Origin of the sequence: Desulfopila aestuarii DSM 18488 (genome assembly GCF_900143695.1) — a bacterium.
GTDB classification, from domain to species: Bacteria; Desulfobacterota; Desulfobulbia; order Desulfobulbales; family Desulfocapsaceae; genus Desulfopila; species Desulfopila aestuarii.
Map to the genome: position 1 here is coordinate 201,321 of NZ_FRFE01000006.1, position 16,071 is coordinate 217,391.

Consider the following 16,071-nt stretch of genomic DNA (forward strand, 5'->3'; position numbering starts at 1 on the left):
CTATGCGATTATTTGCCCTACTCATTTTCTTTCTGACCGTTTCCCACCTACCCAGTCAGGGCATGGAAGCAGATGAACAACAGAATGTACTTGTCATTCATTCCTATCACAAAGAAATGCAATGGGTTGATGAAGTTGAGCAGGCTATCGAACAGACACTGCTTGCCAACCGTGGAACCTCTATTGACATCCATGTGGAATACATGGATTCAAAAAGGTTTTCAGACACAAACTATAACAAACTGCTCACCGCTGTCTGGGACTACAAATATGGCGAAAACAGGCCCGACGTTCTGATCGTCTGTGACGACAATGCTCTCAATCTCATTCTCTCTTTAAGAGATGAAATCTTTCCTGGTATCCCTATCGTTTTTTGCGGCATCAACTACTACGACCCCGCAGTCTTTTCAAAACTTGACAACATCACCGGAGTCGTAGAAGCGTTTGATCTTCCCGGCACATTGAATATCATCAAGAAACTTCTCCCGGATCAGCGTAATCTTTTTATCATTAACGACAGCACACTGACTGGAGTTGCCAATAAAAGAAGAATAGAGGAGATTGCCTACCTTTTTTCCGATCACTTCACCTTCACGTATTCCGGCAATCTCTCTATTGGAGATTTGCAAAACGCAATCCGTACACTGCCTAACAGTAGTGTAATACTTCTTATGACGTTTAACCGTGATGCAGAGGGTCAGACTTTCCGTTATCGCGATGCCATTCAAGCAATCAGGTCAAGCAGTTCGCGGCCAATATTCGGGGTGTGGAGCTTTTATCTTGGACGGGGGCTTCTCGGTGGATCACTAGTTAACGGCGAAAGCCAGGGAAAAACCGCTGCCGAACTCGCACTGAAAATTCTGAATGGATCACCTGCTGCAAGCCTACCTGTGGTCAATGAGTCTCCCAATCTGCCAATGTTTGACTACAAGGAACTCAAACGTTTTTCCATTTCCTCATCGCTGCTACCAGCTGGCAGCACCATTATCAATACCCCTGACAATCTCTGGTATAGACATAAACACCAGATTCTTGGCGTATTTGCTCTTTTTGTGACTCAACTCTTCATCATCGCACTCTTAATGAAAAGTAATCGCCAACGACAAGAGTCCGAAAGGAAATTGCGCAAGAGTCGACAAGATCTATCGGTTACCCTCGAAGCAATTGGAGAGGCGGTCATTTCAGTCGATACTGACTTTCGGATTGTCAACGCCAATGCCCAGGCGGGCAGATTGTTCAATTTGACAATCGCCCAAATGCAGAACAGGCCCCTGCCCGAGCTTTTTTCTGAAAGCGATCCGGTTCACGGCCATGCTTTAGCAGATTTCGTCAGGAAATACTGCAAGGCAGGGGTGGCCCAGGACTTTCCGGAAGATACTGTCTATACTCCGCCGACGCAGTCTCAACGTTATCTAAGCGGCAGCTGCTCACCAATCCGCGATCCTCAAGGTGCTATTCTGGGAGCCGTGCTGGTCTGTCGTGATATTACCGAAAAGCGCACTATGGAGAGTATGCTGACCCAAAGTCGAAAGATGGAGGCAATCGGCCAGCTGGCCGGTGGTGTTGCCCATGATTTCAACAACCTGCTCACCGGCATCAGCGGCTTTGCCGAGTTATTGACAATCAAACTGCCGAACGGTTCCATGGAACAGCAAAATGCCAACAGGATACTCCAAGCAGCTGGGCGTGCGGCCGATCTCACCCGCAAGATGCTCAGTTTTGCCAGAAAAGGCAAGGTCATGTCATCTCCCGTTGACTGTCACCAGTCACTGCAAGCTACTATTGATCTGCTCTCACACAGCATCGACAAGTCTGTTACCATAACCTCATTGTTTCAAGCGCAGGATTCGGTAATCATCGGCGATCCGACCCAACTGGAAAATATTTTTCTCAACCTTGCCATCAACAGCGCCGACGCCATGCCCGATGGGGGAAGACTTACCATTGTCACTGAGAATGTCGAGGTGATCGCTAGTGAACAATGCGCGTTTGGTGAGGTCATCCTCCCTGGGACCTATTTTCGGGTCCGCTTTATCGATACCGGATGCGGAATCGATGAAACCATTCAGGAGAAGATTTTTGAACCTTTCTTTACCACCAAAGATCAGGGGAAAGGCACTGGTCTCGGTCTGGCGGCAGTTTTTGGCTCCATGAAGGAACACGACGGCCGAATCCAGCTCATATCAGAGGTTGGAGTTGGCACGGAATTCATTCTTTCATTCCCGCTATCCCATGGTCAACAATCTGAAACAGCGCGAGAAATTGACACTCCGGCCGGAGAGGGCACCACGGTCCTGGTGATTGATGACGAACGTTTAATCCTTGCCTCAGCCAAAGGCTTGCTCACTGAACTCGGCTACAGTGTTCTGCTGGCTGAGGGAGCAACCGCAGGGATTGAAACCTATCGCCGATATCATCAGGAAATTGATCTGGTGTTGCTGGACATGATCATGCCGGAAATGAATGGTACCACCTGTTTTAAAAAGCTCCTTGATATCAACAAAAATGTATGTGCATTAATTTGCTCCGGCTTCACTAAAACAGAGAAATTTACTGATGCTGAAAAACTCGGTGTTCGCGGCTATATCCAAAAACCCTACAGCGCCTCAGAGCTCAGCAATGCCATTCGTAACGCGCTTCATCCTGTGTCCCGTTAAAAACTGGTGAATACTTTCCGAAAGCGCCACCCTTTCCTCCTTGTCCCGAACTGCAAAATCGATTATCACCACGGGAGCATCATCCTGTTGAGAGAGCCGTCTTCCATCATCATGTATATCAATCTTATCTAAAATAAAAAATTATCACTCGATATCCAATATACAGTACCAGGAGAACTATTTTGCTCACGATAACTGATAAAGCCATAGCCCATCTTCACGAAATTGCCGACCAGCATCAGAGCGAGGGAGCCATACGCATTGCGGTGATGGGTAGTGGGAGTAGTTGCGGCCTCGGTCTGGTCACCGATGAAATCAAGGACTCTGATATTTCCAGCCAATACGGAAACTATACTGTCGCTGTCGATGGTAAGTTGCTCGAATATTGCCGCACCATCACCGTCGACTTTAGTGAAGGAGAACCTGAAGCGTGTTCTTCACGGGCCCAACGCGGTTTTTTAATCACAGCCGAGAATCCGGTTGTTTTCTAGCTGCCCCGATTGATGAGTAAGACAGCAATCCTATGCCTATAGGAAATAACCATTTGAATAAATAAGTTTTTCATCTGACGTTGCTGGAATTTTCCGCAGCCTGGGCAATCACAAATGTCTTGATTCTCTCTATGGCACGGTCTGATTCCGTACCAGGTTTACATGCAAATCCGTGAGGTTCATTTTCGAACAGCTCCAGATCAACTAAACCTCCGGCAGAGCGGTACACCTCGACAAAACGAGATACTGAAGACAGTGGAATGTTCAGGTCTGCTGTGCCCTGGATAATCAGTACCGGTGGTAAACTGAATTGCTCGCCACGTTCTATAGCCAGGAGTGGGTTTTCCTTTTTCATGGTTTCCTCATCAAGGAAATATGACTCGGTCGCCTTGACTAAAAAATCCAGATTATTCTCTTGCGCAAACAGGTATCTCCCATACGGATCAAGCACTGGCCATGCTCCGATAAGATAGGATAACTTCGCATCTAAACTGTTGCCTCCAGCCAGATCTATTGCCCTATAGCGTTCGTCGTCAGGCCGCATACCACTTAAAAACAACGCATGTCCGCCACTGGAAGTAGCAAGGCCACCAATATTATCCGATAATATATTGTAATCATTCGCGTGTGCCTTGATCCATCGTGTAGCATAGTTAACATCAATAACTTGTGCAGGATATGTGTGAACTGGAGCTTTTCGACATTCGATGGCAAAGACAGTTATGCCGCCCTCTGCAAGCGCCAGATCAATCTTTTCGTTATCGCCACAGCCTCCAGAGTTCCATGCACCGCCGTGAACATCCAATAACGCGGGGAAAGGCCCCTGTTTATCAGGAATATAAATGCGCATAGGCCAGGATTTTTCCTCATCCTGCCTGTAAGATACAGTGACAATCCTAATATTGCCTGCCTTCGTTTCTGTCATAATCATAACCCTATTCTGGCATGAAGGGGTACCGAGCGAAACGTCCTGCTCAAGAGTCACCGCTCGAGTTCATATTCATCAAGATCAGGACGGCCAACGATTCAACTGGTTCGTTATTCTTTGGCATTACAGCTATAAAAACATTAACAGAGAACTATCCGTATTCTTTGATTTCCTTGTTTCGGTAAAAGTTGCACAGTGGATTTCCCGCTATCCTCAAAATAGTCGGATACAATTTGCGCTTCTTTTGATTGTATTCTCATCAATCGCCGGCCACGTATCGTGAGAAAGAAGGAACCGACGCTACCCGGCATATCTTTTGGCAGTGCTCGCAGATCAACAATAATTGCCTCACCATCAGCAGAAATCTTACCAAAATAGAAGATTGCAGCCTGCCGCCAGCAAATATCATAATTCTTAGCCAATATGCGCTCAGGGCCTGCTACCTCTGAAAGCAGCATCTCTGCCCATCCATCTACGACTTCGCTGTTATTTCCTGGATCTGGATGCAACAGGTTTCCCCAATGCAGAGGCAGGATTGGCCCTGAAAAATCCCAACGTGGAAGGCTGGCACACATATTCCAAGGGACAGGTGATAGTCCCCGTTCCAAAAGGCCGACACCGCATTCCCAGGTGATCTTTTCATGATGCGGCAATGAATAACGTCGTGCCCTGGAAAAGGTGGTTATTACATGACGGATGCCGTGCTCATACAGGAGCGCCTGAATCGATCTTGTATCGTTGCCAAAACTATGATGAAGAGCTGGAGGAAAAAAAAGACGAGGAAACTCAGAGAATCCGTTCTGCTCGAGAATCATCCCAAAAGCCTCAAGGTGAGACGTTATCACCTGCCTTCTCCGCATATTACCATACTGATCGTGAAATTCGGAGCGCTCCATCTTCCCACCCTGCCAGAATTCATGGCAAAGTGCGTGTAGCCCGAGTTCCAGGGAGTCTTTCTGGGAACGCAAATATTCTGCCGCTTCATCAAGCCAAGGCCCATTATTTTCATCGTTATGCCAATCTTTTCCCATCCAGGTTGCGCCAGGTATTTCCCCAAGCATGTTTTTCCGGTCCCATTCACCGAGCACCATTCCGAGGCCAATTCGTACACCCAGCCTATCAGCAAACCGGACAAGGGCTTGGTAATCGGCCAGACAGTGTCGCCTGGGAAACGCGTTACGATATGGTTGCTGAACAGCTGACCCGTCCTGTCCCTGCCACCAACCCACATCCTCAATGATCGGAAAGACTGGCATGGGTATGAATACATCCAGATTGTTATGCGTGATGTGATTCATTGCCTTTCTCACAAACTGATCCAGCGCCTGATGGCCGGACCGTCTCGCCGAGAACGTTCTATCTCAGTTTTTTTCCAGTTTTCATACTCCAGTGACTCGCTGCGTGGATCCCAGCTATGAGGATTTCGGGAAAAAACATGCCAGATGAGTGCATCCATCCCTGCCCCCCATTGGACTTTGAACCGACAGGTTGCGGCATCGGGAGAGGAGCGGCCGAAATCGAACCACCTGCAACGATTCTGGACACCATATTCGAGCATAGACCAGTAAAGCAGCATATTAGGGCAGGATGGCCGGTACCTGCGAAGAGATGAGGCCCAGGGATTATACGCCGTCCCATTGTGCAGGAAGACAACAGCTGATGCTACCGGTTGAGCTTTCAGGTACACAACAATAATTGCAGCCCGAAGTGACTCGCTGCCGGTAACGCTCCTGAAAAGTTCCGGTGCATGGACAGGTGAACCAAGATCGCGCATATTTTCGGAGAAAACCGCAAAAAAGTCCGCTAGGAGAGCGGCTCCACCAACCTTCACGTCACAACCGCAGCGGCGAGCCTTTCGAATCTGATTACGGACTTTTGCGGAAAGGCTAGACCAGAGATCATCGACGGATGGGGGAAGCGACCGCATGAGTCCGGTCTTGAAAGTATTGGGCGTATAGTACCATGTACTGATTTCCTGATGGTGCGGGACAAAGGATTGCAACGCTCCACCTTGACGTAACTCCACATGGTTTGCCCCAAGGCTGTCGGCCAATTCCATGGCTGCCAAGATCAATCGACGACCACTCTCCCCATCATCTGCAAGAATACCAGCAGCATCAGTATAGGGTAGCGATATCAGACGTTTGTTTTTACCTGAAGGAGCGAAAAGAATGAGCGAGAGGCTCCCGGTCATACGACCTGTCTGGCTGTTTATTGTTGCCAGTCGGAAAATTGGCAAGCTATAGGTCGCAGCAAGACTTTCTCCCCAATCATAGAGATGGGAATATTTTGCCATAACATTTTCGGCTGCATATTGATCCCAGTGTTTCTTTTCAGGGTTTAGCGCAATGTCGATCATGTCATGGTTTTGATCAAATAACAACAGGTTGCATATTCCCATAGAAAAAAGCTATAAACCCCATTCTCCCCATAAGAACAAGATATTGGTAATATCCCACGTTCTGACTATAGTGCTTCGATACCACCCAGTCAGATAAGAAAATACCAGACAATTTATTCTATGTATCTTTCCAACGAACAACGTACATTTGCAAGCCTGAACCGGCCTCTTTATAGATATACAGTAAAGTCTCTTCTTGAAAAAGGCAGTGGCGAAATCAATGAGGACGTTTTGCTTGAAGAGGGTAGCCTCCTTGGCGTCTTTGATGGGGCTACAAGCCTTGATAAACGCCGATTTCAAAATGGTCTGACCGGAGGTTTACTTGCTGCAAAAACAGCCGCCCAATCTTTTGTCAATAATTGCGGTTCCCTTGACCAACTGGCCAAAGAGGCAAACCGAACGATCCACAAAGTACAGATCAGAGAAAATATCTGTATGGACGAACGACATAAACTCTGGTCCACCAGCCTCGCTGTTGTTCATGTAGACGGCAATCAACTTGAATATTGCCAGACGGGTGATGCCCTCATTCTTTTCATTTTTCAAGATGGCGGGTACAAAGTGATCACGCCGGATATCGACATCGACCGGGACACTTTGCAGTTGTGGAAAGAGATGCAGCTAGCCCCGGATGCACTTATTCACGAGGTTTTGGCCGAACAGATTCGCAAAATACGCCTGGAGATGAACATCAGCTATGGTGTATTGAACGGCGAACCTGAGGCCCTGAATTTTCTTCGCCACGGTTATGAGGATCTGACCGATGTCAGCGATATCCTGCTTTTCACAGATGGACTACATCTCCCCCGCGAGAACCCAAAGGAAGAGCATGACTGGCAGACTTTCGTTGAGCTCTATCGCCTGGGTGGTCTTCAGGCTGTCCGCGACCATGTCCGACATCTCCAACAGCAGGACCCGGCGTGTCGTAAATATCCCCGCTTCAAGCTTCACGATGATATTGCTGCCGTGGCTATAAGCCGTTGAATGCTTTGTCGTAGGCCTGATTGATTTTCCTGAAAACCGCTCCCCAACCAAACCGAGAAGTTATCTTGAGAATATCGCCGTGAGCAGGTGACGGTGTCACGAGCACCCGGGCCATCATGGATGTTATTGCCGCCTTGAGACGTTTCTCCACCATGGGCAGATCTTCCGGCTCTGGGCGATCTATCTGTTTCATAACCGGCAGCTGTATAAATTCAATCAGATCAGAATCTGCATCGCCAAGTATTTCCTTGCAGCCGGAAAGATCGGCAGTGATGATTCGGCAACCAGAAGCAAGTGCTTCCAGCAGAACAAGCGGCAAACCTTCATAGAAAGATGGAAGAATAAAAAGATGGCATCTCGCCATCAGCCGAGCCAGGTCCTGCTGGTTTATCCGTCCGTGAATAGTCACCAAAGATCCCATTTTTTCTGCTAAATCCAGGCAACACTGGCCTTCTTCCCCCGTTCCAGACCCTGCAAGATGGAGATGCACATCAGTTCCTTCAAATGATTGAAAAGCCCGTAGAAGTACATCGACCCCTTTGGCAAAACTGAGCTTTCCTGCATAGAGCATCTGTACGGGAGGAGGCTTGTCCTTTGGTTGCATGACGAAAACACTCTCGTCGTAACCCCCTCCGACAACATCGATGCGGTGTGGTGGTATTAAATAGAGCTTTCTGATTTTCTCTGTCTGATCGTCATTTAACGCAAGCACTCGCTCAATCTTCTGGCAATGAGGCAGAACTCTATCTCCTATATGTGGACACTGCAGAAACTGCCGGAGATCTGTCGAGTGACATGATGTCACCATGGGTATTGTGGGAAAGCGTTCTCTGGCAATTGCACTGACAAGCCAAAGATGATGGCTGTGGATGATATCGGGAGCATAATCAAATACAGCTCGTTCGATAACCTCACCAAAAGCACGCTCATAGACAGCAAGTTGAGCAGGTGAGAGGGATCCAAAAGTCGAACTTGGGTAAGGCATGACGTCGCTCATGCCTGGAATTGGGTAATCCAACTGCCCCTGATTGAAGTGAACAAATCGACAAGACTGCGTACTTATACAGTCGAGTTGAGGGAGCATGTTGCCAGATATTCCGGCAATAAGATAATTTTGATGCCCGGCAGCCGATGCCTGGCGAATAATATTTTGCAGGTAAAAACCGCTGCCTGTGCTTTCCGGGTGCTGACTTATGAGGTGGAGAATTTTCATCGATAAATAATGACTCTAGAGCAGGCAAAACACCATGCAACACATCCGTTTGGGATGAAAACAAACGAGTCGCATTTCAGGAACCCAATGAGTAAGTGGGTTCCTGAAGACATCGGTATCGCTCTGTTATGGACAGAGGCACTGGTCACGCTCAATCTGATTGAACGCCGATAGCGCAGCGATTTTCAATGCCTCTGAGTAGGTCGGGAAGTTGAAGATATTTTCGATAAAGAGGTCGATTTTGGCGTTATGGCAAAGTGCCATCAACGCAATATGGACAATCTCCGTGGCCCCGCCGCCGAAGATATGCACCCCGAGAATCTCGCGGGTATCCCGGTGCACCAGCATTTTCAGCATGCCCTCACACTCGCCGGATATCTGGCCGCGGGGCAGTTCTTCATAAGAGCAGCGGCCGACGACGAATTTATAATCTTTTTCTCTGGCTTCCTCCTCGGTCATCCCAACATAGGAAATTTCCGGGATGGTGTAGATGCCTACCGGAAAAATTTTCGGGAAGGCCTCGGAACGCTTTTGCATGGCGTTCAACGCCGCCAATCGTCCCTGGATGATGGAAGTTGCGGCAAGGCTTGGCCATCCGACCACATCTCCCACCGCATAGATATGATCTACCGAAGTCTGATAAAGATCGTTAACCGTAATATAATAGCCGTCACCGATCTTTACGCCGGTGTTTTCAAGACAGAGTCCGCCAACATTCGCTTCCCGCCCCAAGGCAAAAAAGAGGGTTTCCGCTGAATAGCTGTCGCCGTTTTCCAAGGTGATTTGCGCCAGCTCGCCCTCCACCCCGATTTTGAAATTGCCGCAGTTGGCAATATACTCCACATTACCATTTGGGAAATGGTGCTGAAGCTCATCAGTTATCTCATGGTCGATGAATTTCAACAACCTCTCTCCCCGATCAAGCAGCGTCACCTTCACCCCGAGGGCCGCGAAAATTGTCGCATATTCTGAGCCGATTACTCCCCCGCCCAGGATAATCATGTTTTTGGGGATGGTTGGCATGTCCAGAATTGAACGAGAGTCGAAAATGCGCCTGTCATCAAAGGGCACTTCAGGTGGATTCCGCGGCTTGGACCCTGTGGCAATAATAATATACTCCCCTCGCGCGGTCAGCGTCCCATCCTCACCGATGGTTTCAATTGTGACGGTATGATCGTCGAGAAAGGCGGCTGCACCTCGAACCAGCTTTACACCGTTACGTAATAATTGATGGTCGATTATCGCATGTTCTTTCAATCGAACATACTGCAGACGCCTTTTGAGTTTATCCATAGAAATATCGGTAGTACCGATAACACAGGAGTCCTCCTCAAAAACCTGTCTTCGCAAATGTCCGGTCAAAAGCAGTACGGCTTCCCGCAGGGTCTTACTGGGAAACGTCCCGGTATTGACACACACGCCGCCCAGCGAGCCTTCCTTTTCAACAACAAGCACTTTCTTGCCACACTTAGCCGCTGTCATGGCGGCGGAAAAACCCGCAGGTCCCGTACCGATAATGATAAAATCAAACTGTTCAGCAATCATGCTATTCTCCACATCTTCCTGCCAGACAAACAATGAATCTCAACAATAAAACGCCTTTCTTCATCTCGTCATAGGCTATTGTATGAGAGCCTGTGCAATCTCGCGGCAAAGATCTCCGACCAAAAGGCTTTCCTCCATGACCAGGTCCGGGTATCCAGACCCAGCCATGGTACGACGATACACAGAGCGCTTTTCCTTAAGTGTCTTTTTGCCATCCGGGCTGACCACGCTCCACCGCACTTCGAGCACAGCTTCAGCGCCGAGTTCTCCGTCTAAGCGTTCAACAGCGATGACAATCCGGTGAGTCGGCCGAAAATACTGCCGCCAAGGGTAATAATCGACACCACCTGCACCGAGGAGAAAAACAAGATTATTGCCAATAGTGGTTGCCAGATTCTCCTCCAGCGGCCCAGCCCATCGGTTGTACTCATCAAAGGCAAATTGATTCCCCTTCATGCGGGTAGCAATCTGGCTTCTGCTCAAGGCTTCCGCCAGTGTCACAGGACCGATACCGATTTTCAGTTCGGAAGAGTCGGCAAGCTTTACTGTACTGCCCAACTGTTCGAGACTGAGCAGGCTGAAGTAGTTTATCGCAGGGGTACTGCGTAACGAACAGCCTGAAGATGTCAGTAACATCAATAAGGGGATTGCGAGCAGCAGAGGTTTTATATGGTAGATCATTTCTTTTCTCTCTCCTTTCCCAGAATCAACGCCTGCGGGTCACGTTCCAGATAATCGATGAGTGATCGTAGAGACTGCAGCGTCATGGAAAATTCTTCAGCAAGCCTTTGGGTATTATAATTGAGCGCCGAATCAGACCCGAAGGTCTGATCAATGCCGGCCAGAGTCTTTTTCAGCTCATCCAGAGATTCATTGATTTTCGGCAGCGTCTTCTTGTTGATTTGGGGTAAGGTCTCTGTATTAACGGACCCGCTCAGCGCACTCAGTTTCGTGAGAAGTCCCTGCAGATCTTTCACCATACTACCAATATCCTGGCTGAGCTTATCAAGTTGCAGTTTTTCAAACTGTTTCAGAATATTTTCTACCCGTTGTAAAATCCGTTCAAAAGGCTCGGGTATAGTTGGGAATACGAGATATCCCTGATTGATTTCGATTTTAGCGGGAGCTGCATCCTTATGAAAATCAAGATCAATATAGAGCTGCCCGGTCAGGAGATTACCGGTTTTCAGCTGGGCTCTCATCCCCTTATCCACCAGTCGCTGGGGCCGCATAACTCCTTGCTTCTGATTGAAATCGCCTTCTATTGTCTTATCCATCTCCTTGCCCTGAACGACCTTTCCTTCCTCAGTAATCAGCGCGTTCATCCGCTCCGGCTCGATCATCACCAGAACCGGGACACGAAACTCATTATCCTGAAGATCATACAGCAGTTCGACTTTAACAACTTCGCCTATCTGAATACCCATAATCTCGACCGGTGCCCCAGGGGAGAGGCCGCGAACACTCTGGTCAAAATACATGAGATAGTAGGATTTAACCGCATACCTCTCTTTTAAGCTACTTTCCTCGTTTTTGTAGAGATTAAAGCTTGTCGTCTCATCCGCATGCTGACCAGGCTCGACATACTCCTGCAAATCAAAGGCGATACCTCCAAGCATAATTGAGATCAGCGATTGTGTATCCACCTTGAGCCCACTTGAATCCATGGAAAAATCGAAGCCGCTGGCATTCCAGAAACGCGAATTTTCATACACATTCTTATTGTATGGATCCTTAACAAAAATCTTTATGAGTACGGACTCCGCGTTGTCATCAAAACCATACTCTACGACCTGCCCAACTTTTATCCCACGATAATAGACCGGTGAGCCGACATCCAGCGAGCCGAGAGTTTTCGAATGCAGCAGGAAATGCCCACCAGGCAGCCGTCCGGTCAATACAGGCGGTTTATCAAGACCTTTGAAAGAACGATGCGCCAATCCCTCCGAGGAAGGATCACAGCCGATATAGGCTCCGGAAAAAAGGGTCCCGAGACCTGATACTTCCCCTGCCGCCACCCGTGCCCGTACCACCCAAAATTGGGTTTTGTCGGTCAGGTAAGCTTCAGTGTCCCGCTTCATCTCAGCGGTCACCTCCACACCCGAGAGATCAGGTAACAGTGAAATCGCCGTCACCTTACCGATCTCGACATCCTTGTACTTGATGGTAGTTTTCCCGGCCTCAAGCCCGTCAGCATCTGGGAAGGTAATGGTAATCTCCGGACCTTTCTCATGCATAGCCTTATATGCCAGCCAGCCGCCAATCAATAGTGCAATGATCGGTATCACCCAGATAATCGAAAAGCCACGACCAGTATGAACCTTGGCCACAGGTGGCTGACTGCCTGAATATTCCTCACTCATTCGTTGTCCTCCACAACGTCCCAGATGAGCCGCGGATCGAAACTCTCGGCGGCAAGCATGGTAAATACCACAACAGATGCAAAGTAGATGACGGCAGGACCAGCTTCAATATCGGCCAGAACGCCGAGCTTTACCAACGCCACTAATATAGTTACCACATAGACATCTAACATCGACCAACGTCCGACGGCCTCTGTTATCCGATAGAGCACGGTCCGGTCCCTGGGGCGCCACTTTGACCGAAACTGCACGGAAAGCAGGAGATAGATAAGGATGAGAAACTTCATGAACGGCACAAAGATGGACGCGGTAAAAATAACAAGAGCAATTTCCCAGGAACCGCTATGAATGAAATAGATTACACCGCTTATGATAGTGTCCGCCTCTACGTTGCCAAGCGCCGATGTAATAGTCATGGGCAGGACATTGGCCGGTATGTAACATATTATGGCAGCCAACAGCAAAGCCCAGGTTTTGTGAATACTATTGGGTTTGCGTTGATGCAGTTCTCCGCCGCAGCGCGGGCAAACCGCAACTTGACCGGAACCAAGCACGATCTTTCGGCTCAAGAGATGACAGTCCGAACAAGCAACCAGACCAAGCCGCCGTGCCGAAGCATATCTGGGATCTTCGGCCTTCATCTCTTTTCCTCCAGACAGTCCCAGACCAGATGATCGTCAATTGACGAAATAGCACAGGCCAGCACAATCACCAGCAAGGCAAAAGCGATCACTGCCAACCCTGGAACAATGGTCGCCATCTTGCCGAGTTTTACAATGGCAACCAGAATTCCCAACATATAGATCTCCATCATGCTCCACGGCTTAAAGTGTTGAAAAACACGAAAAACCGGCAGCGCCGAATACACCCGAAAATTATATTTGAGTGGAAGGAAGATATAGAGAAGAAGCAGCATCTGCAGAAGCGGAATGGTCACGCAGGTCAGCAGTACTATTGTGGCAAGCACAATCTCTCCCTGACCGAACAGCTGTTGTACCCCTGAAAGCAATGCCGTTTCCCTAATAATCGAGCCACTCTTCATCGCAAGAAAAGGAAACGATACTGCAACCGAATAAAGTACCATGCCGGCAATGGTCCAGGCCAAAGTCCGGTCAATACTATTGTGCCTGGTCCGAATCAATACAGAGCCGCAACGCAGGCAGACAATAGCGCCCTCTTTTGGCATTGGCGGAAGCTTCTGTACAAGGTCACAATCGTGACAGGCAATCTGGTGCATTGGGTGAATTTCATCCAGCCCGAAGCCGGACAAAGTATCCTCGTTTAATAAAATAAAATCGTTGGAGTATGTGAGACCCATACCAATGCCTGCAAAGGCGTCTGGCCTTGCAGCGTTTGACGAACAGCCTGAACGCAGTACTTACAAAGTGTCATAGTTCGGCAGATACAACCGCAGGAACCACTATGGCCGACTTGTCGATACTGCAATCAGGTTCTATCCTAGCGTATCTGATACAACGAGGCAATTTTTTTCAATGTTATCCCAGCGTTTATCCTAAATGAGTTGATTTGACACTGTTGTTATGGGTGTCTATGAGATGAAACGAATGCCCCTCCTCACATCCTTGATGCCCCAAGGATGCAATCCTTGACCGCCTTCGGGCGTTATGGTTGAATGCGATGTTTTTTTTGGGTTCAACGAACCCAAAATGAACCAACAGTGATGACATCACTCTCGCCCGACACCAATTTTCCGCCAGGACACCCCATGACCAAACGCGCTGAAAGTAAAAAGCGACAGGAAGCCCGCCGTTGGGCCGAACGCCAGTATATCAAACATCGCCGTCACAACATGGTCTATGCCGAACCGGGAGAGCATGATTTTGTGATTGTGCTCGACAACCTCAAGCCATCCTTTAACATTGGCAAGATTTTCCGCAGTGCTGATGCGTTCGGCGCAAGCGCTATCCACCTCATTGGCACAGAGTATTTCGAGGTCAAACCTGCCAAGGGTTCTTTCAAATGGATCCCCGCCCATTTCCACAACAGCTTTAACGAATGTTATGAAATGCTCGACCGGGATGGCTACACGTTCTTTGTTATGGAGCCAACAGCTGGAAAAAACCTTTACCAGACAGAACTGCCGCCAAAAAGCGCGTTCATATTCGGTCATGAAGAGTACGGTATCAGTTTTGTCCCCGCTGCTTTCAATGGAATCAAATCGGTGAAAATTCCGCAGTTCGGCCGTGTTGAAAGTTTAAATGTCTCCATTGCCGCCTCAATTGCCATGTATGAATACATCCGGCAGAACCATCGTTCGACACCCAGGCTTGACCTGACTGTCAACGAAACGACATAACCAATTTGATTATTTTTGAGCGGCTTCTCTTTTCTTCATTGTGTACCACAGAGGAATACGTATACTGTAAATAAGAAGTGTAGCTTTGACTACATAACACATTGAAAAGGAAGCTGTTTTCTTTTTCTCAACGGCTATCTGACTCGTTGTATAAGCGTCGTTTTGTACACGTCATTCAACTATCGCTTATATCCACCAGAGGAGGGGTGGGAGGTTACTCCAGTGTTCGCGTGGTCCTTGGAACCAAACGTGGTCACAGCCGCAGCAGTATCAGCCGGCTGGTCCGTCAAGGGAAAAAGAAGTGCAGAAAACATAAAGGAGTATACTATGAGAGCCACTTACGAAGCGTATATACTGGTAAAAATAAAAGATGGCAGTCAATATGTATGTGCTCTGAACCGACCGCCAAAACGCCCGGACAACCTGCCGCCCGCCTCATTGCAGGAGCAGATTCGCTATCTCGCAACCCAGGTCATCTGGAACTGAGCGTCCCGGCCCCCGCTGCATGGAAATATTGCGACGGGGGCCGTTTTCTTTGATGTGCAAGAAAAGTGTACATCACCCTTCCTTGCCGATCGTACTGTCCATAACCCAATCCAGGTTTGTTAACGTGACAGGCTGATATCGACCTGCAGTTCATCAGCCACCCTACCGAGTTCATCTTCCAGCTGTGGCAGTGAAATTCCTTCCGGCACCTGGATGTGAATATCCATATTGTACATTGGTGCCCCGCTCTGCGGCGACGGTTTGCTGATTGAGTTGAGATGCAGGATATTCAGCTGTCTTTCCGCCAGAAACTTGCTGGTTTTAAAAACAATACCCGACTGGTCCAGCCCTTCGATGTGGAGGGTACAGGTTCTACCATTTTGGCTAGGTGGTTCCATCCCGGGCAATTGCCGGATGAAGGCAGAAATGCCTTTCTCCATTTCCAATCGACGGCACTCGCGCACTAACTGGTCCTGCACACTCTCATTACTACTGGAAAACAGAAGGCTGATGGTAAACTCGTCCATCAACAGGTTCATGGAAGTATCTTCCAGATTGCAGTCATTTTCATACAGCAATCTGGTAACATCGGCCACAAAGCCCACCCGATCTTTGCCAAAAGCGGTCATCACGAATCTATAACTCATTGTCATCTCCTACAAAAAAGGCATTGTCTATTGATAAGG

Annotated in this window: 15 protein-coding genes; 5 read left to right on the forward strand and 10 right to left on the reverse strand. The window is 48.5% G+C overall.

Going from position 1 to position 16,071, the window contains the following annotated elements:
* Positions 1-62 precede the first annotated feature (62 nt).
* Both BUF15_RS08460 and BUF15_RS08465 read left to right on the forward strand, forming a co-directional pair.
* Positions 63-2,657 carry a hybrid sensor histidine kinase/response regulator gene (locus BUF15_RS08460; protein ID WP_159441255.1) on the forward strand — a complete coding sequence of 865 codons (2,595 nt, stop codon included), beginning with the start codon at positions 63-65 and terminating at the stop codon, positions 2,655-2,657.
* Positions 2,658-2,839: 182 nt separating this feature from the next.
* Complete coding sequence (locus BUF15_RS08465; RefSeq protein ID WP_073613029.1) at positions 2,840-3,148, forward strand: iron-sulfur cluster biosynthesis family protein; 309 nt, start codon at positions 2,840-2,842, stop codon at positions 3,146-3,148.
* 70 nt (positions 3,149-3,218) lie between these two features.
* Here BUF15_RS08465 and BUF15_RS08470 read toward each other — a convergent pair whose 3' ends face one another.
* The 3 genes from BUF15_RS08470 to BUF15_RS08480 form a co-directional block, all read right to left on the reverse strand.
* A complete protein-coding gene (locus BUF15_RS08470) occupies positions 3,219-4,079 on the reverse strand; it encodes an alpha/beta hydrolase (RefSeq protein WP_073613030.1) in 861 nt (286 codons plus the stop codon).
* A 137-nt stretch (positions 4,080-4,216) separates the two neighbouring features.
* A complete protein-coding gene (locus tag BUF15_RS08475; RefSeq protein WP_143170666.1) occupies positions 4,217-5,374 on the reverse strand; it encodes a hypothetical protein in 1,158 nt (385 codons plus the stop codon).
* A gap of 8 nt (positions 5,375-5,382) precedes the next feature.
* The gene (locus BUF15_RS08480; protein WP_159441256.1) at positions 5,383-6,372 is read right to left on the reverse strand and encodes a GNAT family N-acetyltransferase; all 990 of its coding nucleotides are present in this window, start codon (positions 6,370-6,372) and stop codon (positions 5,383-5,385) included.
* Between the two features lie 336 nt (positions 6,373-6,708).
* Here BUF15_RS08480 and BUF15_RS08485 point away from each other — a divergent pair, with 336 nt between their 5' ends.
* Positions 6,709-7,461, forward strand: coding sequence for a protein phosphatase 2C domain-containing protein (locus tag BUF15_RS08485; protein ID WP_159441257.1), 753 nt, complete (start codon positions 6,709-6,711; stop codon positions 7,459-7,461).
* On the opposite strand, the gene BUF15_RS08490 is transcribed toward BUF15_RS08485, so the two are convergent.
* The 6 genes from BUF15_RS08490 to BUF15_RS08515 all read right to left on the reverse strand — a co-directional run bounded on the left by BUF15_RS08490 (position 7,448) and on the right by BUF15_RS08515 (position 13,900).
* Positions 7,448-8,674, reverse strand: coding sequence for a glycosyltransferase family 4 protein (locus tag BUF15_RS08490; RefSeq protein WP_073613033.1), 1,227 nt, complete (start codon positions 8,672-8,674; stop codon positions 7,448-7,450). The two genes, BUF15_RS08485 and BUF15_RS08490, sit on opposite strands and share 14 nt — an antisense overlap.
* Before the next feature lie 126 nt (positions 8,675-8,800).
* Positions 8,801-10,219 (reverse strand): Si-specific NAD(P)(+) transhydrogenase, encoded by a 1,419-nt coding sequence (sthA, locus tag BUF15_RS08495; protein ID WP_073613034.1) that lies wholly within the window; start codon positions 10,217-10,219, stop codon positions 8,801-8,803.
* Positions 10,220-10,294: 75 nt separating this feature from the next.
* A complete protein-coding gene (locus BUF15_RS08500; RefSeq protein ID WP_073613035.1) occupies positions 10,295-10,900 on the reverse strand; it encodes a PqiC family protein in 606 nt (201 codons plus the stop codon).
* Complete coding sequence (locus tag BUF15_RS08505) at positions 10,897-12,582, reverse strand: PqiB family protein (protein ID WP_073613036.1); 1,686 nt, start codon at positions 12,580-12,582, stop codon at positions 10,897-10,899. The genes BUF15_RS08500 and BUF15_RS08505 overlap by 4 nt, the downstream gene beginning before the upstream one ends.
* Positions 12,579-13,223, reverse strand: a complete 645-nt coding sequence (locus BUF15_RS08510) for a paraquat-inducible protein A (RefSeq protein WP_073613037.1) — start codon at positions 13,221-13,223, stop codon at positions 12,579-12,581. The genes BUF15_RS08505 and BUF15_RS08510 overlap by 4 nt, the downstream gene beginning before the upstream one ends.
* Positions 13,220-13,900, reverse strand: coding sequence for a paraquat-inducible protein A (locus BUF15_RS08515; RefSeq protein ID WP_084553752.1), 681 nt, complete (start codon positions 13,898-13,900; stop codon positions 13,220-13,222). The genes BUF15_RS08510 and BUF15_RS08515 overlap by 4 nt, the downstream gene beginning before the upstream one ends.
* A gap of 408 nt (positions 13,901-14,308) precedes the next feature.
* Between BUF15_RS08515 and BUF15_RS08520 the strand changes: the two genes are divergently transcribed.
* A complete protein-coding gene (locus BUF15_RS08520) occupies positions 14,309-14,899 on the forward strand; it encodes a TrmH family RNA methyltransferase (RefSeq protein ID WP_073613038.1) in 591 nt (196 codons plus the stop codon).
* 327 nt (positions 14,900-15,226) lie between these two features.
* Positions 15,227-15,385: a hypothetical protein gene (locus tag BUF15_RS27050; protein WP_159441258.1), complete on the forward strand. Its 159-nt coding sequence runs from the start codon at positions 15,227-15,229 to the stop codon at positions 15,383-15,385.
* Between the two features lie 119 nt (positions 15,386-15,504).
* Here BUF15_RS27050 and BUF15_RS08525 read toward each other — a convergent pair whose 3' ends face one another.
* On the reverse strand, positions 15,505-16,032 hold the full coding sequence (locus tag BUF15_RS08525) for a glycine cleavage system transcriptional repressor (protein WP_073613039.1): 528 nt from the start codon (positions 16,030-16,032) through the stop codon (positions 15,505-15,507).
* Positions 16,033-16,071 lie beyond the last annotated feature (39 nt).